Consider the following 23,492-nt stretch of genomic DNA (forward strand, 5'->3'; position numbering starts at 1 on the left):
ACGATTAAATCTAAATGGAAAGAGCCCGGTACAGTACCGAACTCTTTTCTTTAATAATTTTGTCTAATTTTGTCTAAACTTTTGGGTGCAGTCTAATTTGTCGGGAGTTTTTTATTTGTACTTTAGCAAAAATTAAAGGATAAAAAGATATGATTAAAAAATTACTATTTGCTTCATTTGCATTATCTGGTTTGATGGGTTTTTCACAAACGTCGGTATTTAAAGAGGATTTTGAAGATGAAACGTCTGTTGCATTGTGGAAAGTTTATGATCGTGATGGCGATGAGCAAACTTGGGAAATTCTAAATGCTGAACTTAATGAACTTCCTAATTTTACAGGAAATTTAGCTGTTTCATTTTCGTGGTATCTGGAAGCATTCACTCCCGATAATCTTTTGGAAAGTCCCGCAATTACACTTCCTAATTCTAATTCGCTCTCATTGTCATTCAAAGCTGCAGCAGGAGATGGAGAGCTTTTTGAAGAGCATTATGCAGTTTATGTTATTCCGGCAAACTCTGCTTTTAGTGGGAGTGAAACTCCGGTTTTTGAAGAAACTTTTGATCAAGGATATACCGAGACTGCAAAAATAATCAACATTGATATTTCATCTTATGCTGGTCAGGAGGTTAAACTTGTTTTCAGGCACTATGATTGCGAAGATATTTTCTATATGGGAATTGATGATATCGAGATTAAAGATAATACAGGATTGGCGGTTTCTGAATCATCAGCTTTATCAATCAAAATTTTTCCGAACCCAACATCAGATTTTGTAAAAATCAATGGTGTGGAAAATATTCAAAAAATCAGAATTTTTGACATGAACGGAAAAATGGTTTTGGAGAGTCAATCTTCCGAAGCTGATGTTAGAAAGTTCCCGGTTGGACAATATATCCTGAATGTTCACACAAAATCAGAAATTATTTCTAGAAAAATTATTAAAAAATAGATCTTAAAGCCTTCAATCCGAGGGCTTTTTTTATGTTATGTTTTGAAAAAATGAACTAAAAAATTATCTAAAAACTTTCAAATTAAAATCCATTTCGTTAAATTTGTGAGTTACCGATTCTTTACCGATCCAAACTTTTTTAGAATTCAATTATATGAGTGAAATTAATCCTGTAAATTATTCCGAAGATAATATCCGTACGCTCGATTGGCAAGAGCACATTCGTCTGCGTCCGGGGATGTATATTGGGAAATTGGGTGATGGTTCTTCTGCAGATGACGGGATTTATATTCTCCTCAAGGAGATTATTGATAACTCGATTGATGAGTTTGTAATGAAAGCCGGAAAACGCATCGAAATCAAAATGGACGAAGGTAAAGTGACCATTCGGGATTACGGTCGTGGTATTCCTTTGGGAAAAGTGGTTGACGCTGTTTCTAAAATGAATACCGGAGGTAAATACGATAGTAAGGCTTTCAAAAAATCGGTGGGATTAAATGGTGTTGGTACCAAAGCTGTAAATGCCCTTTCCGGATTTTTCCGTGTCAAATCGGTAAGAGAAAATCGTGTGAAAATGGCAGAGTTTTCCAGAGGTGTTATCAAAACCGATTACCCTGAAGCTGATTCTTCTGATAGAAACGGAACAGAAATCAGTTTCATTCCGGACGAAGATATTTTCCTGAATTTCAAATTCCGAAAAGAATATGTGGAGCGCATGCTTCGTAATTATGCTTATCTTAATCCTGGTTTAACAATCATTTTCAATGGAGAAAAATTCTATTCTGAGAATGGGTTAAGAGATCTTCTGGAAGAAGAACTGGAAAGTGAAATTCTTTATCCGATTATTCATTTGAAAGATGATGATATTGAGGTTGCCATTACACATTCTGACAAATCACAGACCGAAACTTATTTTTCATTTGTGAACGGACAAAATACAACGCAGGGTGGAACGCATCTTAATGCCTTTCGGGAAGCTTTTGTAAAAACTGTGAGAGAGTTTTATAATAAGAATTTTGAAGCAGCAGATATCAGAAAATCGATTATTGCGGCAGTTTCCGTAAAAGTCATCGAGCCGGTTTTCGAATCTCAGACCAAAACGAAATTAGGGTCGAACGAGATTGAGCCGGGCGGCGTTACAGTGAGAACTTTCGTGATTGATTTTCTCAAAAATAAACTGGACAATTTCCTGCATAAAAATCCTGAGGTTGCGGAAGCGCTTCTGAGGAAAATTATGATTTCGGAACGAGAAAGAAAAGAGTTGTCCGGAATCCAAAAATTGGCTAGAGAACGTGCTAAAAAAGTATCGCTTCACAATAAAAAACTGAGAGATTGTCGCCACCATTATAATGATCAAAAGGCTGCAAGAAAATCAGAAACCATGATTTTTATTACCGAGGGAGATTCGGCTTCCGGTTCTATCACAAAATCCAGGGATGTAGAAACGCAGGCTGTTTTTTCTTTGAAAGGTAAACCTCTGAATTGTTATGGATTGACAAAAAAAGTGGTGTATGAGAATGAGGAATTCAACCTTTTGCAAGCAGCGCTCAACATCGAGGAAAGTTTGGAGGATCTGCGTTACAATCACGTAGTGATCGCTACCGACGCCGATGTAGATGGGATGCACATCAGATTATTGATGATCACATTCTTTCTTCAGTTTTTCCCGGATCTTATCAAAAACGGGCATTTGTATATTTTGCAGACACCACTTTTCCGGGTTAGAAATAAAAAGGAAACAAGATATTGTTATTCGGATGCCGAAAGATTGAAAGCTCTGGACGAGCTGGGGAAAAATCCTGAGATTACCAGATTCAAAGGTTTGGGTGAGATTTCTCCTGATGAGTTCAAGCATTTCATAGGGAAAGATATCAGATTGGAGCCTGTTGTTGTGGGTAAAGACCAGACAATTGACCAGCTTTTGGAATTTTATATGGGAAAAAATACACCGGACAGGCAATTATTTATCCTGGACAATCTGGTGGTAGAAGATGATACAAATATTGATAAGAAGAAAACAATGATGGAGGCTTAAAAAGGAAAAAACATAACCAAACAAAACACAAACAAATGAGATTAAGTAACAGAAATAATAAACCGCTTTTCAGCTTTATATATTCGCTGGTAGGCATTATTTTTATTTTGGGCGTCATTGCTTATGTTTTAGAAATCAGCAAGTTTGATGTTTTTGGAAAGAAAGCCTGGATTTTATTAGCAATTCCGTCTTTGTTATTTTTGTTGCTTTATATCCTGGGAAGACCTGTTTTTGAATATGATAGTGATGGCGAAGCGCTTAATTTCCGGAATAATCATATTTTGTACATATTGGCAAGAAAAGATGCGAAAGATGAATTTCCCAAGTATAAATTGTTAAAGTTTAATATTATTAATGTATTTGTTTTTAAAAGATTATATGTTTATATACTCAGTAAAAAAAATCACATTGTAATCCTAAAATATGATATTAACTATCTCAGTAAAAAACAAATAAAAGATTTGAAATTTTCTTTAAATAAAGTAGTAAAAGCCAATAAAGAAATTCGACACGAACACGAAGATAATACAGTTGCAGTTTAATGGAAGAAAGTACACATCACGAAGAAAGCCTGAAAAAAGTATCGGGGCTGTATAAAGATTGGTTTTTAGATTATGCGTCTTATGTAATTCTGGACAGAGCAATTCCTTCTATTTTTGATGGTTTCAAACCGGTGCAGCGTAGAATTATGCACTCTATGCGCGAGTTGGAGGATGGGCGTTATAACAAAGTCGCAAATATCGTCGGCAATACGATGAAATACCATCCGCATGGTGATGCTTCTATTACGGATGCGATGGTGCAGATTGGCCAAAAGGAATTATTGATTGATACCCAAGGGAACTGGGGAAATATCTATACAGGTGATTCAGCGGCTGCAGCTAGATATATCGAAGCCAGATTAACGCCGTTTGCGCTGGATGTGGTCTTCAATCCCAAAACCACCCATTGGACTAAATCTTACGATGGTAGAAATAATGAACCGGTTGACCTGCCAGTAAAATTTCCTTTGCTTCTGGCGCAAGGTGTTGAAGGAATTGGTGTTGGACTTTCTACGAAAATAATGCCTCATAACTTCAATGAGTTAATTAATGCTTCTGTTCTTTACCTGAAAGGAAAAAAATTCGAATTATTTCCCGATTTCCTCACTGCCGGGATGTTGGATGTTTCCAATTATAACGATGGACACAGAGGCGGAAAAATAAGAGCAAGAGCAAGAATCTCCCAAAAAGATAAACATACATTAACGATTACGGAGCTTCCTTTTTCAAAAACTACAAGTGATCTTATCGACAGTATTTTAAAGGCCAACGAAAGAGGAAAGATCAAAATCAAAAAAATCGAGGATAATACATCGGATACTGTGGAGATCAACATCCATCTTCATCCCGATGTTTCACCGGACAAAACAATTGATGCGCTGTATGCATTCACAGATTGTGAAGTTCCAATTTCACCGAATGCCTGTGTGATTGTTGGGGATAAACCGATGTTTTTGTCGGTTTCTGATATTCTGAAGCATAACACGGATCACACGGTTTCTCTTCTTAAAAAAGAATTGGAAATCGAACTTCACGAGTTGCAGGAAAGTTGGCATTTTTCATCGTTAGAAAGAATTTTTATAGAGAACAGAATCTATCACGATATTGAAGAAGTTAAATCTTGGGAAGATGTCATCAAGACGATTGATGAAGGCTTAAAACCTCATACAAAGCATCTTCTGAGAGCCGTTACAGAGGAAGATATTGTAAAACTGACAGAGATCCGAATCAAAAGGATTTCCCGTTTTGACCTGGATAAATTCAAAGAAAATATCCTGGCATTAGAAGGTAAGATAGAACAAGTAAAGCATCACCTGGAAAATCTGATCACCTATGCCATTGATTATTATACCAATATCCAGAAAAAGTACGGAAAAGGAAAAGAGAGAAAGACCGAGCTTAGGATTTTCGATACAATCGATGCAAGCAAAGTGGCAGTCGCTAACGAAAAATTCTATGTCAATAAAGAAGAAGGCTTCATTGGTACATCGCTCAAAAAAGACGAATATCTCTTCGATTGTTCCGATATAGACGATATTATTACGTTCCAAAAAGATGGAACCATGAAGGTTGTCAAAGTAGAAAGCAAAACCTTTATTGGTAAAAATATTGAACACGTTGCAGTCTGGAAAAAGAACGACAAACGTACGGTTTATAATATGATCTATCGCGAAGGGCGGGAAGGTCCTTATTATATGAAGCGTTTCTCCGTAACCGGCGTTACCAGAAATACGGATTATAAATTGGCTTCGGATAAAAAAGGATCAGAAATGCTGTATTTTTCAGCTAATCCGAATGGAGAAGCTGAGGTGGTTTCTGTTATTTTGAAGCCCAATGCGAGAGTCAGAAAGAACAAAATCGATATTGATTTTTCTGAACTGGCTATCAAAGGTCGGGACTCCAAAGGAAATTTGGTTACCAAATATGCCGTGAAAAAAGTGGATATGAAAGAAGAAGGCGTATCGACTTTGGCGCCGAGGAAAATTTGGTTTGATGATTCTGTACGTCGTCTTAATGCGGATGGAAGAGGAACTTTGTTGGGAAGTTTCAAAGGAGATGATAAGATTTTGACGATTACTTCCCAAGGCGAAGCCAAACTGGTTTCTTTCGATCTGATGAATCGATTCGATGATGATTATCTGATTTTGGAGAAGTGGAAACCGGAACAGCCAATTACTTGTATCTATTTTGATGGCGAAAAGGACAAATATTTTGTAAAACGTTTCCTTTTGGAGACTACGCCTAATGTTCAATCTTTCTTCGCCAACGAAAACCCAAAATCTTTTATCGAGTTTGTGACGACAGAAGTTGGAGCCATTGCAGAGATCGTATTCCCGAAAATCAAAGACAAGCAAAAAGAGCCTGAAACGGTTGATCTGGATGAATTCATTACAGTTAAAGGAATCAAAGCCATTGGTAATCAACTAACAAAAGATAAAGTCAAATCCATCAATATCACAATTCCTGAACCACCGGAAGTGATAGAAGAAGAACCGGAAATTGAAGAAAGGCCGGAAGCAGATCTGGATGACGAAGGCGGAACTATCGGAAGTCTTTTTGACGAAGAAGAAAATTAAGAACACAATTTAATTCAGCAAAAAAAATGAACATCGTTTTATTAATCATAATTGTAATAACCTGCATCACAAGTTATATTGGATTTCAAAAACCGGAGTTATTTCAGAAGTATAAATTTGAGGTAGGTGCCATTCAAAGACGTAAAGAATACATCAGATTATTTTCTGCGGGTTTTCTCCACGCGGATTTTATGCATTTGTTTTTCAATATGTTGACGCTGTATTTCTTTGCACCGATTGCTTTAGAAGGATTCGGTGTTAGCGGATTTTTGATTATTTATTTAGGCTCTATTATTCTAGGAAATCTATTCTGTTTGTATCATTACAGAAACGTTCCGTTTTATTCAGCCATTGGTGCGAGTGGGGGAGTTTCCGGTATTTTGTTTGCTGCTGTGGCATTAGCACCAAAAGAGATCGAAGTCAATTTTCTTCCGGGATATTTGTTTGGCGCTTTATACTTTGGATATTCTGTCTATATGATGCTGAATCCAAGAATGAACGATAACATTGGTCATGCGGCACATCTCGGTGGTGCATTTTTCGGATTGGTTTATGCTGTTGCTATTTATCCTGAGTTTGCAATGCAAAATGCAGTGTATTTGGGTGTTATGGCCTTGCCGTTGATTTATTTGGCTTATCAGATTTTTATTAATAAAAGAATTGGATAATTTTTAGGAGCAACAACATTCGGCATAGTTTCAGATATTTCTCACCCGCTGTTCGCTATATCTTTTTGTTTTGGCGCTCGGTCGGCTACGCTTCGCTCCGCCGCCTCACACCAAAACAAAAAAGGATGCCGCTGCCATCGGGGCTATGTTCGGCGTTTGTCATTCTATCACCAGTGAAAGTTTTTATTATAATGCCAATTTTTCCAATGCTTCAGAAAGAGTTTCTACAAAGTTGATATGTCTTGACTTGTTGCTTTCTAAGACAAAATCTCTCAAACTTTTACTATTGTATTTCTCAAAATGCCCAACGATAACTAACCGAATTCTGTAATTTGAAAATTTTTGTAAAATTTCTCCGGCAATTTTAGTTTTTAAATCAAAAAAATCAGAACTTATATTTTGTTCGTATAAAATTACATTTCCCAAATCTTGATAATACAAATTCCCAACTAAATTGGTTCCGTCATCAATGGATTTGATAATAATTTTGTCGGATATTACTTCAGCAATTTTCGTATTGTTAATATTGTGAATCTTTATTTCCATAATTATTTTCTCGCAAAAATCATCCTGTCGTTTCCGGAAATATCTTTTAAGAGAATAGACTCGGAGAAATTCTGAAACAATTCCAAAGTTTCTCTTCCCAGTTTCTGATTGATTTCAAGAAAAATCATTCCGTTTTCGGAAAGATGATTTTCAGAATCTTTTGCAATTTTTCTATAAAAAATCAAATCATCGGAAGTAGGAGAGAACAGTGCAATATTAGGCTCAAAACCTTTTACTGATTCTTCAATTTCAATATTTTCTTCAATTCCGATGTAAGGTGGATTGCTGATGATAATGTCATAGACTTCATTCAATCTTTCGTTTAAATAGTCTTTTTGAATAAAATTGATTTTTGTTTTATGAAACTCTGAGTTTTTCTTAGCAATTTTCAAAGCATCTTCAGAAATATCAATGGCTGAAACTTGAGTTTCCGGAAAATATTTCTTCAAAACAATTGGAATTATTCCGCTTCCGGTTCCAATATCCATTATTTTTAAACCTTCAACCTTCAACCTTAAATCTTTAATCGTTTCAATCACCAATTCCAGCAATTCCTCCGTTTCTGGTCTCGGAATCAAAACGTGCTCATTGACAAAGAATTTCATTCCATAAAACTCAGTTTCACCAAGAATCTGTTGAAAAGGCTTTCCTGTTTTCAATTCAGAAATCGCTTCTAAAAATTGCTTTGAGATAATTTCAGATAAATCTTTATCAAGATTAATTCTTAATTCAACTCTATTCAATTTCAGATAATTCTCACAAAAAACAGAGAACAATTCCTCTATTTCTGATTTTGAATAGAGTTCGGAAAGTTCGTTTTGAAAAAGGAATTTAAGATCAGAAATTGTCATATTTTAAATTTGCCTAATCAGCTAAATCCGCGAGATTTATAATTCAATAATTTACCTTGTAAAAACCAAATTAGTTTCAGTCGACAGCTTTTCATCAATCAAATAATTCTCATAATTGAAAGCTTTCAATTCCTCCAAAGTCTGAACGTTATTTTCAGCACAGAAACGAAGCATTAGTCCGCGTGCGTGTTTGGTATAAACCACAATCGTTTTCAACTTCCCGTCAGGTTGAATTTGCCTGAATTCGAAATCAATGACCTTGGATTTCAATCGTTTTCTGTCAATGACCTTAAAATATTCTGTACTCGCAAGGTTAATCAAAGGTTCGCCTTTTTTTAATTCAGAATTGATTTGCGCTGTTATTTTATCAGTCCAGAATTCATACAGGTTTTTATAAGAATCGAATTGGAAAGGTCTTCCCATTTCCAAACGATACAACATCACTTTGTCAGAAGGCTTTAAAAGTCCGTAAAGTCCGGATAAGATTCTGTAATTCTTTTCAAGATATTTTACCGCTTTTTCATCCAAAGTTTTAGCGTCCAAACCACGATAAACTTCCCCTGTAAAAGCAAACATTGCCGGCGCTGAGTTTTTAGCTGTCGGCTTTGATGACCACTTTTGGTTGCGTTCCCAATTTTCGTCTGCCAATTTTGGAGAGATTTCCATTAATTCTGCTAAGAATTTTGGAGATTTTTCTTTTAAGAAAGATTGGATAAATTCTGAATCCTTGATGAATTTTGGCGTTGTGTTTTTTAAAAATTCGGTCGAATTCTCAACGTTCATCAATTTCGCAGGCGATGTTATGAATTTCATTTTTTGTTATAAGTTGAAAGTTGTTGGTTGTCAATCTGAGGTTATGGCAGACTTTCTTTTCACTTGATTCTTGAAGTTTTACAGAATTCCTTTCCCTTGTCTGATAATTTCCGGTTCGCCGGAAGTCAAATCCACAATAGTGGAAGCGACATTGTCTCCGTAACCAGAATCAATGACCAAGTCTACCAATTTATCGTACTTCTCGGCAATCAGTTCCGGGTCTGTAGAATATTCCAAAATCTCATCATCATCGTGGATGGAAGTGGAGACGATCGGGTGTCCCAATTTCTCTACAATCATTTGGGGGATGATATGATCCGGAACTCTTATACCAACAGTTTTGTGGCCTTTGTAAGCTGTCGGAAGATTCCTGTTAGCTTCTAAAATAAATGTAAATGCACCAGGGAGATGCGTTTTCAAAAATCGGAAAGTTGAAGTTTCTATCGGCTTTGTGAATTCTGAAAGGTGACTCAGGTCATTACAAATGATTGAAAATTTTTGCTTGTCAAGTTTAATTCCTTTGATTTGAGCGAGTCTTTCCATTGCTTTGTGATTATAGATGTCACAGCCAATCGTGTAAATCGTATCCGAAGGATAAATGATAACGCCACCGTTTTGAAGCACTTTTACGGCTTCGTCTATAAAATTTTCTTGCGGATTTTGCGGATATATTTTTAAGATTTTTGCCATAACTACAAGCTTAATAAGGTTAATCCAAAAAACCCTTTCAGAGTTTCAAACTCTGAAAGGGTTAAAGTTTTTTATAATCAAAAAAAGAATTACAGATAGTAATTCTTTTCTATTTGGTTGCGAGGACACGACTCGAACGTGCGACCTCCGGGTTATGAGCCCGACGAGCTACCTACTGCTCTACCTCGCGATATTGTTCTGCAAATATACGACTTTTTTGATACAAGTCAAATTAATTTTGAATTTACTGATGAAATTATTGAAAATAAAAAGAGAACCACAATTGTGATTCTCTTGATTTGGTTGCGAGGACACGACTCGAACGTGCGTCCGCCTATGGCGGATATGAACCCTCCATTTATTTGATCAAAGATTTAATGAATAATCTTCCTTGTCCAGTTTTTAAAAATTTTTCTCTTTTTATTGCATCTTTCTTTTCGTTGAAAAATTCTACGTGAATTACACTCCAAGGTCTAAAGTTAATTGTAACCTTTTGTTTCCTAATTCGTTATGTGATTTGAATCTTTCCACAAGATTTGATGTAAAACCGGTATAAGTTTTGTCAAATTTCTCTGAATATAAAATGTAAACAACAAATTCTTCCATAAATAAAAAGAGAATCACAATTGTGATTCTCTTACTTAGGTTGCGAGGACACGACTCGAACGTGCGACCTCCGGGTTATGAGCCCGACGAGCTACCTACTGCTCTACCTCGCGATATTGGATTGCAAATATACAGCTTATTCGTCTCAAATCAAGTATTATTTTAATAAATTTTGAAATCAGTACTTTTGTTAAATTTATAATTTGAAAATCAATTAGTTATGCTTTTTAACTTCTTTTAACTAAAAAAATAGTTGTATGAATAAAAATTAATCATACATTTGTATTACTAAGTTTTTAGTGATATAAGATTGATTGTTTTTAAAGTAAATGAATATGAATAAGTTAACCAAAGCAGAAGAACAGGTGATGCAGTACCTTTGGCAGATAGAGAAAGGATTCTTGAAAGACGTTTTAGAATTGTTTCCTGAACCAAAACCGCATACCAATACGATTTCCACGATTCTTAAAATATTGATGGAGAAAGGATTTGTGAATTATAAAACCTTTGGAAGACAGCACGAATATTTTCCTTTGATAAGTAAAGAAAATTACAGTGGGAAGTCTATCAGAAGTCTGGTTAAGAATTATTTTGAAGGTTCATACACCAATGCTGTTTCATTTTTGGTAGAAGAAAACGAAATCAGTGTGAAAGATCTGGAACTTTTATTAAACGAACTTAAAAACAAGGAATAATGGAACCAATATTACTTTATTTTGGCAAGATGATTCTCTGCTCAGCAGTGATGTTTGCTTATTATCTTTTGTTTTTAAAGGACAAGACCTTTCATCATTATAACAGATTTTATCTTTTATTTTTGGTCATCATCAGTCTGGTCCTGCCTCTGGTAAAAGTTTCTTATTTTACGATAGAAACAAACAAAAATTTGTATCTGCTGTTGAGTGGATTCAATCAAAACCAACCTCAAACTACAAACTATGATATCACTATTTATTCAGTTCTTTATACAATTATTGGAGTGGTTTCAATCGCTCTTTTAATTCGATTAATACAAGGAATTTTAAAAATCAATTCGATAAAAAATCAGTTCCCGAATGAAACCATCGAAGGAATCAAATTTTATCAGACTAATTTGAATAATGCACCATTTTCATTCTTCAGAAATCTGTTCTGGAAAAAATCAATAGAGATTAATTCTCCCGTTGGTCAGCAGATACTGAAGCACGAGATGGTCCATATAGAACAAAAACACAGCTGGGATAAACTCCTGATGCAATTGGTGAAATCCATTTTCTGGTTCAATCCTGTGTTTTACTTTATCAACAAAGAAATCAATCTTATTCACGAATACTTGGCGGACAAAAAAGCGGTCAAAAAATCGGACACAAAAGCATTTGCGCAGATGCTGTTGGAGAGTCATTTCTCGGGTTCTGTTTTGCCTGTCACAAGTCCTTTTTTATCATCTAACCTCAAAAAAAGACTTACAATGATTACAAAAAATCAAACCAAGTACAGCTATGCACGCAAGTTATTTGCATTACCAATCTTATTTTTTATGGTGTTTGCCTATATGGTCAATGCTAAAAACAAAGAAATCAAAGAAACGAACAAGGCGATAGAAATCGCTGTTGAACAAATCAAGATGGATACAATCCAGCCGAAAAAATCAGAATTTGATAGTTTGGCAGACAATCACCAGAGACAGACAAAAGCTTATTCTGATGCGTTGCAGGAAGACCATTTGAAAATGTCGGCAATCAGCAAAAAAATGGCTGAAAAAAGCAAAGCATTATCAGCTTTGAAAAAAGCTAAAAAGGAAGAAACTCCAGAATACAAAGCTTTGGAAGATGAAATGCAATCGCTTGCAAACCAAATGGAGGATGTTGTAAATTCGGATAACTATAAGAGAAATATCAAAGGTTTAGAAGAGCATTCGGAAGCAATTGCGAAAATGTATGACTCACCAGAGTTCAAGAAAAGAATCGCGGATGCTGAGAAAGTTGCGAAAAAGGCTGAAGCTATGGTCAATTCTCCGGAATTCAAAAAGAGAATTGCTACCGCAGAGAAGCAGGCAAAAATTGCAGAGCGAATGATGAATTCTCCTAAGTTCCAGAAAGATTTGAAGAATGCTCAGGAACAGGCTGAAAAAATGCAAATTAAAGTCAATTCGCCTGAATTTCAGAAAATGATTCAGGATGCTCAGAAAAGAGCTCAGGAAGCGTCCGAAAAATATGGTAAACTTTCTGAAGAAGAGTTTCAGAAAATAATAAAAGACCAATATGGAAAAGATGCTTTTACCGATGGAACTGTAGCTTTTGGATTTGATGCAAGTGACTTTCCGGAGTTCAAGGATTTGACAACTAATTTTAATTTCAAGTTTTCTGATGATAAATTCTATAATGAAGCTAAATCCAAATTGTCTCCAAAAGAATTGAGAAAAATGGAGAAAAAGAGAAAACAACTTCAGGAAAAACAAAGTGAATTATTAGAAGAGCAGAAAAAGCTTCAGAAAAAGCAGCAGGAGTTAAACAAAGAGATGCGTCAGAATAATCCTTGGAGAATAAGTTTTAATTCTACTTTGGATTCTCCTAAAGCCTTGGTTTACAACAAAAATGTTACACCACCACTTAGAGTTAATAAAGAAAGCCAACTACTTGTTCTTGATAAATCGATGGATAATATAAGGGTTTATGTCAATGGGAAAGAGGTAGATAAAACTGAGCTTCAGAAGCTTGAACCAAGCACAATTTCATCAATGAATGTTTTCAAAACAAACGGAACTGGAAAAATTGAAGTTGTCACAAAATAAAACTTTATTTTCATACACTTTAGCCGGTTCGCCGGCTTTTTTAATATTTGATAACTATGAAAAAACTATTAATTAATTTATTTCTGATTTTAGGAATTTTAACAATTGCCCAGAATAAACGATTTATTTACGAATACAAGTTTATCCCGGATTCAACCAATGTTGAAGATGTCAAAACTGAAATGATGTTTCTGGACACTACAAAAGATGGTTCCAAGTATTATAGCTACACGGTTTTTAATTCAGATTCATTAATGAAAGCTGATTTGGAAAGACAGTTGAAAGCGACAGGTTCTATTAATGTCAAATCAGATATGAGAAAAGGAAATGTCAGATATTCTGTAACGAAAACCTATCCCGATTATAAAATTAATCTTCATCGCAGATTATCTATGGATGCTTATAATATTTCTGATGAACGAAAAATCAACTGGAAAATATCATCAGAAAAAGAAAAAGTAGGAGAGTGGAATGCTCAGAAAGCGGAAGCTGATTTTGCAGGAAGACATTGGACGGCTTGGTTTTCTACTGAGATTCCGATTCAGGACGGACCATATAAATTTCACGGTTTGCCGGGATTAATTGTAAAGATTGAAGACAAAACCGGTTCTCACAAGTTGGAACTAAAAGGGATAAAAAATATAACCGGAGAGCTTGATATCAATGTTTTTGAGGCTAAAGAAATTGCCGTTAATTCCAAACAATTCCAGAAGGTTGTCAAAGAGTATGAAAATGATCCGACTAAAGGAATCAAACAATTGCAGATGGGAGGAGCAACCGTTATACTGACAGGAAAAGACGGCAACTCTGCAAAAGTTGCGAAGGAACAGGAAGAGCGACTAAGAAATCAAATCAAAAAAGATAATAATAGAATTGAGCTTGATATTGTAAATTAAAAAAACTCCACTTGAAAAAGTGGAGTTTTGTATTTGATACTTTATTTTTTCTTCAATTCATCACGAATTTCCATAAGCAATTGATCTGTAGAAGAAGGCCCTGCTGGAGCAGCTTCTTTTGGTTCGTCTCTTTTTAATTTATTCGCTCCTTTAATTAATATAAAAAGGCAAAATGCAATTACGATAAAAGAAATTGCTGAAGAAAGGAAATTTCCATATTTAATAGCAGTTCCGGGAATTACAAGTTGAGAAAGGTTTTCTGCGTTTATTGCTTTTAAAGCAGGATTTAGAATTGCGGGGGTTATAATGTCATCAACCATTGATGTTACTATTTTACCAAAAGCACCACCAATGATAACACCGACTGCTAAATCAAGTACGTTTCCTTTTACAGCAAATTCTTTAAATTCTTTTACAAAGCCCATAGTTGTATTTTTATAGTTAATATAAACAAAAATATAGTTTTTTTATTTATAATGCTTTATTAATTAAAGCTTTTTAAAAGAAATTATTGCCTAATTTTGATATTTATGTAATTCTAATAATGAAAATTCTTACCGCTGATCAAATCAAAAAATGTGATTCTGCTACAATAGAAAACGGGATCTCGTCTATCAATCTGATGGAAAAAGCTGCTAATGCCTGTGTAGATTGGATTCAGGTTAATTTTAAGCAGGCTAAAAGATTTTTGATCTTCTGTGGCCAGGGAAATAATGGGGGAGATGGGTTGGCAATTGCCAGATTGCTGTATGAAAAAGGCTTTGATGTGGAGGTTTTCATTGAAAAAAATCAGATGAAATTTTCGGCTGATGCAGAAATTAATTTTAAAAGATTGAAACTCATAAAAGGAATTGATATCAATAATTTTTCAGATGTTTTAATTGTTAATAATGAAAAATCTGTCATTGTAGATGCCTTGTTTGGGTATGGATTGAATCGGGAATTGTCTAATGACTTTAAAAATTTAATTGAAAAATTAAATCAAATTCCAGTTCCAAAAATTTCTATTGATATTCCAACCGGACTTTATGCGGATAAGATTAATGAAGAAGAATCTGCAATTTTCAAGGCAGATTTTACATTGACGTTTCAGTTTTATAAAAGAAGTTTTCTTCATCCGGAAACGGGTAAATTCTGTGGAAAAATAGAGGTTTTGGATATCGATTTAAATTCAAAATTCATTGATGAGGTTAAAACAGATTATTTTGTTATCGATGGTAGTTTAATCAGGAAAATTTATAAACCAAGAGAAGATTTCAGCAACAAAGGTAGTTTCGGAAAAAGCATTTTGATTGGTGGTAGTTATGGAAAGATTGGAGCTGTTCTGATGTCGACTTTATCTGCGTTGCGGACTGGAAGCGGATTGACTTTTACGATGGCACCGGAATGTGGAAATTTGATTTTACAATCCCAGGTTCCGGAAGCGATGTTCATTGGTGTAGGAGAAAAATATGTAGATGACATTGAGGTTCAGGAAAAAGCTGTTTATGGAATTGGTCCTGGTTTGGGAAAAGAAAAGCAAACACAAAAAGCTTTATTCGATTTTTTGAAATCATATCAAAATCCTATGATTCTGGATGCCGATGCACTGAATATTTTAGCTGAAAGTCAAAATTTAAATTTAATTCCAAAAAATTCTGTGATTACGCCACATCCTTTAGAGTTCGAAAGATTATTTGGCAAAACTCAAAACTCTTTTGATCGAATTGAGTTAGCAAAGGAAAAAGCGGAAGAATTGCAAATTTTTATTGTTCTGAAAGATCACCATACAGCGGTGATCACACCTGAAAGAAAGGTCTATTACAATATCACAGGCAATTCCGGAATGGCAAAAGGTGGAAGCGGCGATGTGCTGACAGGCATTTTAACCTCATTGATTTCTCAAAAATATGACATCGAAAAAGCTTGTCTCTTCGGCGTTTGGCTTCACGGGAAAGCTGGCGATCTCGCTGCAGCAGAATTCTCTGAGGAATCAATGTTACCAACGGATCTCATCAATAAAATTGGTGAAGTTTTTCAAAATCTAAGTTAACTTAATTTTGATTTCAACATATATAGAACGCCAACTTCAGTCTCGGATAAGTTCTCATTCTTTCTTAATAGCTTTTTAATTTCTTTCTTGAAATATTGGATGGTGTGTCCGTTTTTATAATGTTCAAAAATTCTGGGATCAATGTAAGAATCTCTTGCAACAGAAGGTGTATTGCCTAGTTTTTCAGAAACGGCAACAATGGCATTCCGGATTCTTTTCTTCAATTCTTTTTGTTGTTTTTCTTCACAGATTCCCAATTCGTCCAGTATTCCGGCGGCAATCATCGTTCCTGCCCAAGTTCTGAAATCCTTGGCGGAAAATTCTTCGCCCATAATCTCTTTGATGTATTGGTTGAGATCTTGGCTTTCAACCGTAATTAGATTATTATCTTTGTCATAATATTTGAAAAGTCTGTAGCCAGGCAAATCTTCCAGATCAGCAATAACCTTTGTCAATTTAGCATTGATAATATGTTTTTCTTGAAATTTTCCTGATTTTCCTTTGTAAGAAAAAATCATTTCATCACCTTCGATAGTGAGGTGTTTTTTTCTAATGGTTGTCAATCCGTAACTTTGGTTTTGCTGGGTGTACTTTGGGCTTCCGGGACGGAAGTAAGCTGAATCTAAAAGTCTTACCATTGCTGCCAAAACTTTTTCGCGGGTCATTTTTTTCTTTCGGAGATGCTGTCCGGTCACGCGTCTCATATGTTCAAGATTCTCAGCAAAATGAAGTATCCTGTCAAATTTATCGGCATCTTTTTTCGCACGGAATTTTGGATTGTAGATGTATTGCTTTCTGCCTTTTTGATCTCGGCCGATGGCTAGAATCTTTGCCCGTTTGTTGGTTGTGATCTCCACATTGGTCCAAGCTGGGGGAATGACGAGCGATTTGATGTATTCAATTTTCTCTGGATCTTTGAGTTTTTCTTTATTTTTATCAATATAGACAAAATTTTTTCCGGACGCTTGGCGGGTAAGTTTCATAAACTGATATTTGATATTGTCCTTTACAATAAAAATGCCGATTTTGAATTTTGAGAATTGTGTTTTAAACTCACCAGAAAAGAAAAAGTTGCTCCGTGTTTTATGATTTTATTAACAGTGGCAAACAAGGCTTTTTAAGCGAAATTTTCTATTTTAGCAAAAATTTTTTTGATGCCAAAGACCGTTGACGATTTTAATAAAAGCAGATTGAGATCCAGTAATATTACTGTAGTCATCAGTATTTCACTGGTTTTATTCCTAGTAGGATTATTTGGATTAATATTAATTAATGCTCAAAAGTATTCGGATTATATCAAGGAGCAGCTTGTTGTTGAAGCTTATTTTGATGAGTATCTTGATCCAAGAGATTCCGCAAAAACGCTGAAGTTTCAGGAGGAAACGTTTGCGAAAATCAAACAGCAGAATTATGTTAAACAAGCCAAGTATATTTCGAAGCAACAGGCAAGCGTTTTAGCAAAAAAACAGTTGGGAATTGATGCGAATGCCTTATTTGAAGAAGATATTTTTCCGGCTTCTGTAGAAGTTACTTTGAAGCCTGAATTCGTAGATCCTGCAAAAATCGACGGTGTTGTAGGGCAATTAAAAGCCATCGAGGGTGTGAAAGATGTTGCCAACGATAATCAATTAACCATTGATGTTTACAATAATTTGAACAGGATATTAACCTGGATTCTGGCATTTTCGGTTTTATTCCTGATTGTTGCTATGGTGTTGATTAACAATTCTATAAGGTTGAAAATTTTCTCAAAAAGATTTATTATCAAAACCATGCAGCTGGTGGGAGCAAAAAGGAGATTCATTCTAATGCCTTTTATCAAAGAAGCTTTGGTTTTGGGATTAATTGGAGCATTCATAGGGATCTTAGCCTTGGGCGGTGTTTGGTATTATTTTACAAGCCAGATTGGGACACCTTTTGTTCAGGATACTAATCAATATGTATTTTTGGTAATAATAATTTTACTTGTCGGTATTTTAATAACCGTAGCAAGTACTATCTTTGCAACCTGGAGATTCCTACGCAGCAATGTGGATGATCTATATTACTCATAACAATGGCAAAAAAAACAAAAAATAAATATTCTGCAGATCAGTTTGGAAAATCTGAAGGAACTGTTGAAAAAAAATCGTTCTACTTTGGGAGCAAAAATTTCAAATTGATGCTGATCGGTATTGGATTGATTCTTTTGGGATTTGTATTGATGATGGGCGCTGACGCTAACACAACACCAGAGGGAAAATTCGATCCAAATTATTGGAACGAGGATATTTTCTCTTTCCGCAGAATCCGATTAGCGCCGCTTTTAGTGATTGCGGGGTTTGCAGTTCAGGTTTTTGCAATACTGAAAAGAAACAAAGATTAAACTCTAAAAAGAAATACAATAACAACTTTGTCTTGGTCAAACTGAGACAAAGTTTTTTTTAATAACAAAGCACTATGGATTTAGTAAAAGCGATTATCATCGCCATAATAGAAGGCCTTACAGAATATTTACCAATATCTTCAACGGCTCATATGGGCTTCGCAGCAAGTCTGATGGGACTGGAGGAAACTGAGTTTCTGAAGATGTTCCAGGTTTCTATCCAGTTCGGAGCGATACTCTCCGTAGTGGTAGCCTATTGGAAAAAGTTCTTTGATTTCAGTAATCTACAATTTTATTATAAATTGGCTTTTGCCGTTTTACCAGCTCTGATTATTGGTTTTTTCTTGGATGATTTAATCGAATCTGTTTTAGGAAATCAAATCGCTATTTCATCTGTTTTGGTTCTAGGTGGAGTGGTTTTGTTGTTTGCAGATGATTGGTTCAAGAATCCAATTGTTCACGATGAAAAAGAAATCACCTTCAAAAAAGCTGTGACCATTGGTTTTTGGCAATGTCTTGCAATGATGCCGGGAACGAGTAGAAGTGCTGCTTCCATTATTGGTGGGATGTCCCAGGGATTATCCAGAAAAGCGGCTGCGGAATTCTCTTTTTTCCTGGCTGTTCCTACGATGTTGGCTGTTACGCTTTATTCGGTTTTTGTAAAAACCTGGGGCAAGGAAACTGGAAATCCACAGAAAGGTTATGAGATGATTATGGCTTCACAAGACCATATTTTGATTTTTGTAATTGGAAATATCGTTGCGTTTGTTGTAGCTTGGATTGCTATCAAATCTTTTATTGCTTTACTAAACAAATATGGTTTCAAGCCTTGGGGCTGGTACCGTATTTTTGTTGGAATTGCTTTGTTGATTTATTTTTATTTCTTTAAATAGAATTATTTGGCTATTTCCGCCCTCTCAAAAATCTAAAGAAGTGGTTCAAAGAACTCAATTTTTTTTCACTCCGCTATGCTGTGTAAAAATTTCTGCTCAAATCAGATTCTACGTTAAAAAAAACACTCTATAACTCTCAAAATCTCCAACTCCAAAAGTGACAGCAGAAGAATTACAATCCGGACAAATATTTTTATTGGACAAACCTTTGGATTGGACCAGTTTTCAGGCTGTCAATAAAATGAAATATAAGCTCAAAAGAGAATTCAAAGAATTACCTAAAAAATTCAAAATTGGTCATGCAGGAACTTTGGATCCACGAGCAACAGGTCTTCTGATTGTTTGCACGGGTAAATTCACCAAGAAAATTCCGGAGATCCAAGATGCACCAAAGGAATATTGGACAGAAATTAAAATCGGAGTTCAAACCGAATCTTACGATACAGAAAAACCGGAAATCCTGCAAAACGATTATTCTCATATTACAAAAGAGGATATTCATCAATCTTTAGAAAAATTCATTGGAGAAATTGATCAGAAACCACCTGTTTTTTCAGCGATTAAAATCGATGGAAATCGTGCTTATGACTTAGCCAGAAAAGGTGAAGATGTGGAAATGAAATCCAGAAAAACCACTATACATTACATTAATAATATCGAGATCAATCTGCCTTTTATCTCCTTTACTGTTGGTTGTTCAAAAGGGACGTATATCAGAAGTCTCGCGCACGATATTGGTCAGCAATTAGGAGTTGGTGCTTATCTTACGCAGCTAAGAAGAACTAAGATTGGAGAGTATTCTGTTGAAAATGCAACCTCGGATTATCTTGAAAATGAATTTCAATTTAATAATTAAATTAATTTATTTTATCAAATTCTTAGTATATCTTCAGTTATTGTTGAAATAACATTTCTAAATACATTAAAAAATTAACTATTATGTTAATCTTAATAATAAGTTAAAATTTAAATTACTGTTTAATTCTATTGTTTATTTGGTAAGGATGTCCTATTTTCGCCTTCCTTTTTTAAAACGAATGTTTAATTTAAATAAATAATATGAAAAAAATTCTATTATCTTTTTTTGCTACATCAGCAATTTTTTATTCAGTTAATGCACAAACAAAAATCTCTTTTGAAGCTTCAGAAGGTTTCACTCTTGGAGATATTTTAGGTCAAAATGCAAATATTAATACGTTTTGGAGTGATTCTGCATCTGTGGAGGATACGGCTGAAATCACATCTGAAAAGGCTTCAGATGGTACTAATTCTGTCAAAATTATTAATTATGATGATACAGAACTGGGAGGGATTTATATAACAAATATTCCTTCGTATGGTAAGACTACTATTTCCTATGATATTTTTGTTCCGGAATTAGGTGGCTCTGACAATATGTTTATGGTCTTTACTGAAGAGGGTGGATTAATTAATGTCGATTTTGATTATGAAGGTAATGTACTTATTGGAAATTATGAAACTCAAGAATATGAAGAAATTACCACATACAACAGCAATACTTGGTACAATCTAAAAGCTGAAATCGATTTTTCTACAAGGGAAATCAAATATTATCTTAATAATAATCTAATTCATACGGGTACAGCCATTGGAACTGCAACAACTATTGAAGAGATAGATTTTGCAATTGATAACTTTGGAACTGATGCTTATTTTGATAACATTCAAGTAAAAGACACTACATTAGCGGTTTCTGAAGCTGGTAAAAAAGATATTTTCACAATTTATCCAAACCCGGCTGTAGATGTTGTGAATTTTGATGTTGCTGGAAAAATTAATTCTGTTGAAGTTTATGATGCTGCAGGTAAATTGGTTAAGTCTGTAAATGATGGTGCCAAATCTGTAAACGTTGCTGCTCTTGCAAAAGGAAGCTATGTTGTAAAAGTTAAAGTAGATAACAAAACTTATACTAAGAAAGTAATCAAGAAATAATTACCTTCTTATTGCTATCAAGCTCTACTGAAAAGTAGAGCTTTTTTGTATTCAATTTTAATAAAACATAGCTTTGTCAAATTATTTATAAATAGGTGCGACTATTTCGGCAATAAAAAATTATACTGTTTACGGAAAGTTATAATGGAAAAAATTAGAATTAACAAATATTTATCAGAAGTGGGTTACTGTTCCAGAAGGGCTGCGGATAAACTTCTGGAAGACGGCAGAATTAAGATTAATGGTAAAATTCCGGAACTAGGAACCAAGGTTTCTGATGAAGACGAAATCCTTGTTGATGGCAAATCGATAAAAAAAACACAAGATGAATTCATCTATATCGCGTTCAACAAACCTGTTGGAATTGTTTGTACGACAGATACAAAACGCGAAAAAAATAATATTATTGACTATATTAATCATCCGAAAAGAATATTCCCGATCGGAAGATTAGACAAACCAAGCGAAGGTCTTATTCTTCTGACTTCTGACGGCGATATTGTTAACAAAATTCTCAGAGCAAGTAACAATCACGAGAAAGAATATCTGGTAAGAGTCGACAAACCAATAACCGAAAAGTTTCTTGAAAAGATGAGAAATGGTGTCCCGATTTTGGATACAGTAACCAAAAAATGCGAAGTAGAAAAAATCGATACGATGAATTTCCGAATCGTTCTCACGCAAGGTCTCAATAGACAAATCCGTAGGATGTGCGAATATCTGGGCTATGAAGTAAAAAAACTGAAAAGAATCCGAATCATGAATATCAAGCTTGATTTACCAGTCGGAAAGTGGCGCGAGCTTTCTGTCTCAGAATTATCTCAACTCAACAATCTATTATCAGATTCCAGCAAAACTTTTGAATGAAATTACTGATAAATATCATTTTTTAGTTGATAAAAACCTATACAGACTTTTATATTTTTGCACCTCAATTTTTAAAACATTAAATAATGAAAAAATTAGTTATTGCAGGTGCGATCGCAGCATTTGGTCTTGTATCGGCTCAGAAAAATACATTATTAGTTGGAGGTAATATTTCTTATAATAATGAAACAAAGAAAAATTTTACAAATGCTGGAGATTTGAAATCGGATGATTTTGAATTCACTCCAATGATTGGTTATCAGTTTGCAGACCATTTTACAGCGGGTGTTAAACTAGCTGTTGGTTCTTCAAAAGCAGATTATTATCAAACGGTTATGAATGGTTGGGATATGTATGACGCAATCACTAATATTAAAACAAACAGTTTTACTTATGGTGTTTTTGGAAGATATACATTGCCGCTCAATGAAACTTTTTCTGTTTTTGGAGATTTAGACGTTTTATTTAATAATACTAAATCTACAGTAGCAGCTACAGGTCCTTATGCTTATACTACAACTACAAAATCCAATGGTTTTGGTATTGGTTTTACACCTAATCTTTTCATCAACTTCAAAAACTCTTTTGGTCTTAATTTCAATATCGGAGGAATCAGTTATCAGTCAGAAAAAATCAAAGATTCTGATATGAAGACAAATGCTTTCGGATTTGGTTTTGGAAAAGGTGTTACAGTTGGTATTTCTAAAAATTTCGGTTTGAAATAATTTTTCAATCTATATTATTATACAAATCCGCTATTTCTATAGCGGATTTTATTTTGTTTAAATTCTTAATAATTGAGTTTATTGGACTAAAATAATGTAATACTAATCAAAACTGCCATCCAGGTTGAAAATATTGATCTAAGCATTCTTTTACAGACATTCCTTCACAAGGTGCTTTGCCATCTGTAGTAAATATGTATGTACAATTATTTATTGATGTACTAATTGTTGGAAAGTTGTAATCCGTTTGATTAATGCCTCCGATTTTTACACTCATTACTTGTAGTTCCATATTATTTGAATTAAGCGTTTGGAAGTTTAAAATCGGCTGCGTTGTACTAGAAAGATTTTCGTTTGCTGGAATTGTGAAAACAGGTGAAGCATAAATTGAATTTGTGTTTTTATCAACAATTTTTGTGTATACTTCTCTAGAATAATTAGATTTATTTCTAGCTGCTACATAGCCAACATATTTGTATTTTTCATTAGAACAAGATAGTGTTGGGAAGGCAACAAATACGGCTTCTTTTATATCTTGTTCTTCATATTTTATTGTAGTATCTCTAACTTTTTTATTTTCATTTTTGCTTAGTCGAAAATCATTATTTTCCATAACAATATTATCATTTTGGCAAGAATATAATGATATTAATGATAAGATTAGAATTGTATGTCTCATAGTTTTTTTTATTAAATATATTAATTATTTATAAT

At 34.4% G+C, this 23,492-nt stretch carries 24 protein-coding genes and 2 tRNA genes; 16 read left to right on the forward strand and 10 right to left on the reverse strand.

Annotated features, from left to right (window positions below; all coding sequences use genetic code 11):
- The first annotated feature begins 149 nt into the window (after nucleotides 1-149).
- The 5 genes from BXY58_RS05820 to BXY58_RS05840 all read left to right on the forward strand — a co-directional run bounded on the left by BXY58_RS05820 (nucleotide 150) and on the right by BXY58_RS05840 (nucleotide 6,771).
- Nucleotides 150-950, forward strand: a complete 801-nt coding sequence (locus BXY58_RS05820; RefSeq protein ID WP_120212890.1) for a T9SS-dependent choice-of-anchor J family protein — start codon at nucleotides 150-152, stop codon at nucleotides 948-950.
- A gap of 154 nt (nucleotides 951-1,104) precedes the next feature.
- Nucleotides 1,105-2,985, forward strand: coding sequence for a DNA topoisomerase IV subunit B (locus BXY58_RS05825; protein ID WP_120212891.1), 1,881 nt, complete (start codon nucleotides 1,105-1,107; stop codon nucleotides 2,983-2,985).
- 35 nt (nucleotides 2,986-3,020) lie between these two features.
- Nucleotides 3,021-3,527, forward strand: coding sequence for a hypothetical protein (locus BXY58_RS05830; protein WP_120212892.1), 507 nt, complete (start codon nucleotides 3,021-3,023; stop codon nucleotides 3,525-3,527).
- On the forward strand, nucleotides 3,527-6,103 hold the full coding sequence (locus BXY58_RS05835; RefSeq protein ID WP_120212893.1) for a DNA gyrase/topoisomerase IV subunit A: 2,577 nt from the start codon (nucleotides 3,527-3,529) through the stop codon (nucleotides 6,101-6,103). The genes BXY58_RS05830 and BXY58_RS05835 overlap by 1 nt, the downstream gene beginning before the upstream one ends.
- 26 nt (nucleotides 6,104-6,129) lie before the next feature.
- Nucleotides 6,130-6,771: a rhomboid family intramembrane serine protease gene (locus BXY58_RS05840; protein ID WP_120212894.1), complete on the forward strand. Its 642-nt coding sequence runs from the start codon at nucleotides 6,130-6,132 to the stop codon at nucleotides 6,769-6,771.
- 186 nt (nucleotides 6,772-6,957) lie between these two features.
- Here BXY58_RS05840 and BXY58_RS05845 read toward each other — a convergent pair whose 3' ends face one another.
- From BXY58_RS05845 to BXY58_RS05875, 7 genes are all read right to left on the reverse strand, one after another.
- Nucleotides 6,958-7,317 carry a DUF4180 domain-containing protein gene (locus tag BXY58_RS05845; protein WP_120212895.1) on the reverse strand — a complete coding sequence of 120 codons (360 nt, stop codon included), beginning with the start codon at nucleotides 7,315-7,317 and terminating at the stop codon, nucleotides 6,958-6,960.
- A gap of 2 nt (nucleotides 7,318-7,319) precedes the next feature.
- Complete coding sequence (gene prmC, locus BXY58_RS05850) at nucleotides 7,320-8,168, reverse strand: peptide chain release factor N(5)-glutamine methyltransferase (protein WP_120212896.1); 849 nt, start codon at nucleotides 8,166-8,168, stop codon at nucleotides 7,320-7,322.
- Nucleotides 8,169-8,219: 51 nt separating this feature from the next.
- Entirely contained in the window at nucleotides 8,220-8,981 is a 762-nt protein-coding gene (gene yaaA, locus BXY58_RS05855; protein ID WP_120212897.1) for a peroxide stress protein YaaA, read from the reverse strand.
- Between the two features lie 78 nt (nucleotides 8,982-9,059).
- Nucleotides 9,060-9,671, reverse strand: a complete 612-nt coding sequence (locus BXY58_RS05860) for an L-threonylcarbamoyladenylate synthase (RefSeq protein ID WP_120212898.1) — start codon at nucleotides 9,669-9,671, stop codon at nucleotides 9,060-9,062.
- Between the two features lie 114 nt (nucleotides 9,672-9,785).
- Nucleotides 9,786-9,861, reverse strand: a tRNA-Met gene (locus BXY58_RS05865).
- Nucleotides 9,862-10,130: 269 nt separating this feature from the next.
- Nucleotides 10,131-10,277: a GIY-YIG nuclease family protein gene (locus BXY58_RS17170; RefSeq protein ID WP_229728391.1), complete on the reverse strand. Its 147-nt coding sequence runs from the start codon at nucleotides 10,275-10,277 to the stop codon at nucleotides 10,131-10,133.
- Between the two features lie 40 nt (nucleotides 10,278-10,317).
- Nucleotides 10,318-10,390 (reverse strand) — tRNA-Met (locus BXY58_RS05875).
- A gap of 216 nt (nucleotides 10,391-10,606) precedes the next feature.
- Between BXY58_RS05875 and BXY58_RS05880 the strand changes: the two genes are divergently transcribed.
- From BXY58_RS05880 to BXY58_RS05890, 3 genes are read left to right on the forward strand one after another with little or no spacing between them, the layout of a single operon-like run.
- Complete coding sequence (locus BXY58_RS05880; protein WP_120212899.1) at nucleotides 10,607-10,972, forward strand: BlaI/MecI/CopY family transcriptional regulator; 366 nt, start codon at nucleotides 10,607-10,609, stop codon at nucleotides 10,970-10,972.
- On the forward strand, nucleotides 10,972-13,047 hold the full coding sequence (locus BXY58_RS05885; RefSeq protein ID WP_120212900.1) for a M56 family metallopeptidase: 2,076 nt from the start codon (nucleotides 10,972-10,974) through the stop codon (nucleotides 13,045-13,047). The genes BXY58_RS05880 and BXY58_RS05885 overlap by 1 nt, the downstream gene beginning before the upstream one ends.
- A 56-nt stretch (nucleotides 13,048-13,103) precedes the next feature.
- Nucleotides 13,104-13,943 (forward strand): GLPGLI family protein, encoded by an 840-nt coding sequence (locus BXY58_RS05890; protein ID WP_120212901.1) that lies wholly within the window; start codon nucleotides 13,104-13,106, stop codon nucleotides 13,941-13,943.
- Between the two features lie 41 nt (nucleotides 13,944-13,984).
- Here the strand turns inward: BXY58_RS05890 and mscL are convergent, their stop codons facing one another.
- On the reverse strand, nucleotides 13,985-14,368 hold the full coding sequence (gene mscL, locus BXY58_RS05895; protein WP_120212902.1) for a large conductance mechanosensitive channel protein MscL: 384 nt from the start codon (nucleotides 14,366-14,368) through the stop codon (nucleotides 13,985-13,987).
- A 119-nt stretch (nucleotides 14,369-14,487) separates the two neighbouring features.
- Between mscL and BXY58_RS05900 the strand changes: the two genes are divergently transcribed.
- The gene (locus tag BXY58_RS05900) at nucleotides 14,488-15,975 is read left to right on the forward strand and encodes an NAD(P)H-hydrate dehydratase (RefSeq protein ID WP_120212903.1); all 1,488 of its coding nucleotides are present in this window, start codon (nucleotides 14,488-14,490) and stop codon (nucleotides 15,973-15,975) included.
- On the opposite strand, the gene BXY58_RS05905 is transcribed toward BXY58_RS05900, so the two are convergent.
- Nucleotides 15,972-16,958: a DNA topoisomerase IB gene (locus BXY58_RS05905; RefSeq protein WP_120212904.1), complete on the reverse strand. Its 987-nt coding sequence runs from the start codon at nucleotides 16,956-16,958 to the stop codon at nucleotides 15,972-15,974. The genes BXY58_RS05900 and BXY58_RS05905 overlap by 4 nt on opposite strands.
- Before the next feature lie 171 nt (nucleotides 16,959-17,129).
- On the opposite strand from BXY58_RS05905, the gene BXY58_RS05910 reads away from it, so the two are divergent.
- The 7 genes from BXY58_RS05910 to BXY58_RS05940 all read left to right on the forward strand — a co-directional run bounded on the left by BXY58_RS05910 (nucleotide 17,130) and on the right by BXY58_RS05940 (nucleotide 22,778).
- A complete protein-coding gene (locus tag BXY58_RS05910) occupies nucleotides 17,130-18,029 on the forward strand; it encodes a cell division protein FtsX (RefSeq protein WP_120212905.1) in 900 nt (299 codons plus the stop codon).
- A 2-nt stretch (nucleotides 18,030-18,031) separates the two neighbouring features.
- A complete protein-coding gene (locus BXY58_RS05915) occupies nucleotides 18,032-18,340 on the forward strand; it encodes a DUF3098 domain-containing protein (protein WP_120212906.1) in 309 nt (102 codons plus the stop codon).
- Between the two features lie 74 nt (nucleotides 18,341-18,414).
- Complete coding sequence (locus BXY58_RS05920; protein WP_120212907.1) at nucleotides 18,415-19,233, forward strand: undecaprenyl-diphosphate phosphatase; 819 nt, start codon at nucleotides 18,415-18,417, stop codon at nucleotides 19,231-19,233.
- Nucleotides 19,234-19,390: 157 nt separating this feature from the next.
- Nucleotides 19,391-20,089 (forward strand): tRNA pseudouridine(55) synthase TruB, encoded by a 699-nt coding sequence (gene truB, locus BXY58_RS05925; RefSeq protein WP_120212908.1) that lies wholly within the window; start codon nucleotides 19,391-19,393, stop codon nucleotides 20,087-20,089.
- A gap of 203 nt (nucleotides 20,090-20,292) precedes the next feature.
- Nucleotides 20,293-21,186 (forward strand): T9SS type A sorting domain-containing protein, encoded by an 894-nt coding sequence (locus BXY58_RS05930; RefSeq protein ID WP_120212909.1) that lies wholly within the window; start codon nucleotides 20,293-20,295, stop codon nucleotides 21,184-21,186.
- A 144-nt stretch (nucleotides 21,187-21,330) separates the two neighbouring features.
- Complete coding sequence (rluF, locus tag BXY58_RS05935; protein ID WP_120212910.1) at nucleotides 21,331-22,053, forward strand: 23S rRNA pseudouridine(2604) synthase RluF; 723 nt, start codon at nucleotides 21,331-21,333, stop codon at nucleotides 22,051-22,053.
- 86 nt (nucleotides 22,054-22,139) lie between these two features.
- Nucleotides 22,140-22,778 (forward strand): outer membrane beta-barrel protein, encoded by a 639-nt coding sequence (locus tag BXY58_RS05940; protein WP_120212911.1) that lies wholly within the window; start codon nucleotides 22,140-22,142, stop codon nucleotides 22,776-22,778.
- A gap of 106 nt (nucleotides 22,779-22,884) precedes the next feature.
- Here BXY58_RS05940 and BXY58_RS05945 read toward each other — a convergent pair whose 3' ends face one another.
- Nucleotides 22,885-23,391 (reverse strand): hypothetical protein, encoded by a 507-nt coding sequence (locus tag BXY58_RS05945; protein WP_120212912.1) that lies wholly within the window; start codon nucleotides 23,389-23,391, stop codon nucleotides 22,885-22,887.
- Nucleotides 23,392-23,492 lie beyond the last annotated feature (101 nt).

The organism is Epilithonimonas arachidiradicis, from assembly GCF_003610695.1.
Lineage (GTDB): Bacteria > Bacteroidota > Bacteroidia > Flavobacteriales > Weeksellaceae > Epilithonimonas > Epilithonimonas arachidiradicis.

Bases quoted from the DNA above. Each gene is read 5' to 3' on its own strand.
- BXY58_RS05820 (WP_120212890.1), top strand. From the start codon at position 150: ATGATTAAAAAATTACTATTTGCTTCATTTGCATTATCTGGTTTGATG.
- BXY58_RS05825 (WP_120212891.1), top strand. From the start codon at position 1,105: ATGAGTGAAATTAATCCTGTAAATTATTCCGAAGATAATATCCGTACG.
- BXY58_RS05830 (WP_120212892.1), top strand. From the start codon at position 3,021: ATGAGATTAAGTAACAGAAATAATAAACCGCTTTTCAGCTTTATATAT.
- BXY58_RS05835 (WP_120212893.1), top strand. From the start codon at position 3,527: ATGGAAGAAAGTACACATCACGAAGAAAGCCTGAAAAAAGTATCGGGG.
- BXY58_RS05840 (WP_120212894.1), top strand. From the start codon at position 6,130: ATGAACATCGTTTTATTAATCATAATTGTAATAACCTGCATCACAAGT.
- BXY58_RS05845 (WP_120212895.1), bottom strand. From the start codon at position 7,317: ATGGAAATAAAGATTCACAATATTAACAATACGAAAATTGCTGAAGTA.
- prmC (WP_120212896.1), bottom strand. From the start codon at position 8,168: ATGACAATTTCTGATCTTAAATTCCTTTTTCAAAACGAACTTTCCGAA.
- yaaA (WP_120212897.1), bottom strand. From the start codon at position 8,981: ATGAAATTCATAACATCGCCTGCGAAATTGATGAACGTTGAGAATTCG.
- BXY58_RS05860 (WP_120212898.1), bottom strand. From the start codon at position 9,671: ATGGCAAAAATCTTAAAAATATATCCGCAAAATCCGCAAGAAAATTTT.
- BXY58_RS17170 (WP_229728391.1), bottom strand. From the start codon at position 10,277: ATGGAAGAATTTGTTGTTTACATTTTATATTCAGAGAAATTTGACAAA.
- BXY58_RS05880 (WP_120212899.1), top strand. From the start codon at position 10,607: ATGAATATGAATAAGTTAACCAAAGCAGAAGAACAGGTGATGCAGTAC.
- BXY58_RS05885 (WP_120212900.1), top strand. From the start codon at position 10,972: ATGGAACCAATATTACTTTATTTTGGCAAGATGATTCTCTGCTCAGCA.
- BXY58_RS05890 (WP_120212901.1), top strand. From the start codon at position 13,104: ATGAAAAAACTATTAATTAATTTATTTCTGATTTTAGGAATTTTAACA.
- mscL (WP_120212902.1), bottom strand. From the start codon at position 14,368: ATGGGCTTTGTAAAAGAATTTAAAGAATTTGCTGTAAAAGGAAACGTA.
- BXY58_RS05900 (WP_120212903.1), top strand. From the start codon at position 14,488: ATGAAAATTCTTACCGCTGATCAAATCAAAAAATGTGATTCTGCTACA.
- BXY58_RS05905 (WP_120212904.1), bottom strand. From the start codon at position 16,958: ATGAAACTTACCCGCCAAGCGTCCGGAAAAAATTTTGTCTATATTGAT.
- BXY58_RS05910 (WP_120212905.1), top strand. From the start codon at position 17,130: ATGCCAAAGACCGTTGACGATTTTAATAAAAGCAGATTGAGATCCAGT.
- BXY58_RS05915 (WP_120212906.1), top strand. From the start codon at position 18,032: ATGGCAAAAAAAACAAAAAATAAATATTCTGCAGATCAGTTTGGAAAA.
- BXY58_RS05920 (WP_120212907.1), top strand. From the start codon at position 18,415: ATGGATTTAGTAAAAGCGATTATCATCGCCATAATAGAAGGCCTTACA.
- BXY58_RS05930 (WP_120212909.1), top strand. From the start codon at position 20,293: ATGAAAAAAATTCTATTATCTTTTTTTGCTACATCAGCAATTTTTTAT.
- rluF (WP_120212910.1), top strand. From the start codon at position 21,331: ATGGAAAAAATTAGAATTAACAAATATTTATCAGAAGTGGGTTACTGT.
- BXY58_RS05940 (WP_120212911.1), top strand. From the start codon at position 22,140: ATGAAAAAATTAGTTATTGCAGGTGCGATCGCAGCATTTGGTCTTGTA.
- BXY58_RS05945 (WP_120212912.1), bottom strand. From the start codon at position 23,391: ATGGAAAATAATGATTTTCGACTAAGCAAAAATGAAAATAAAAAAGTT.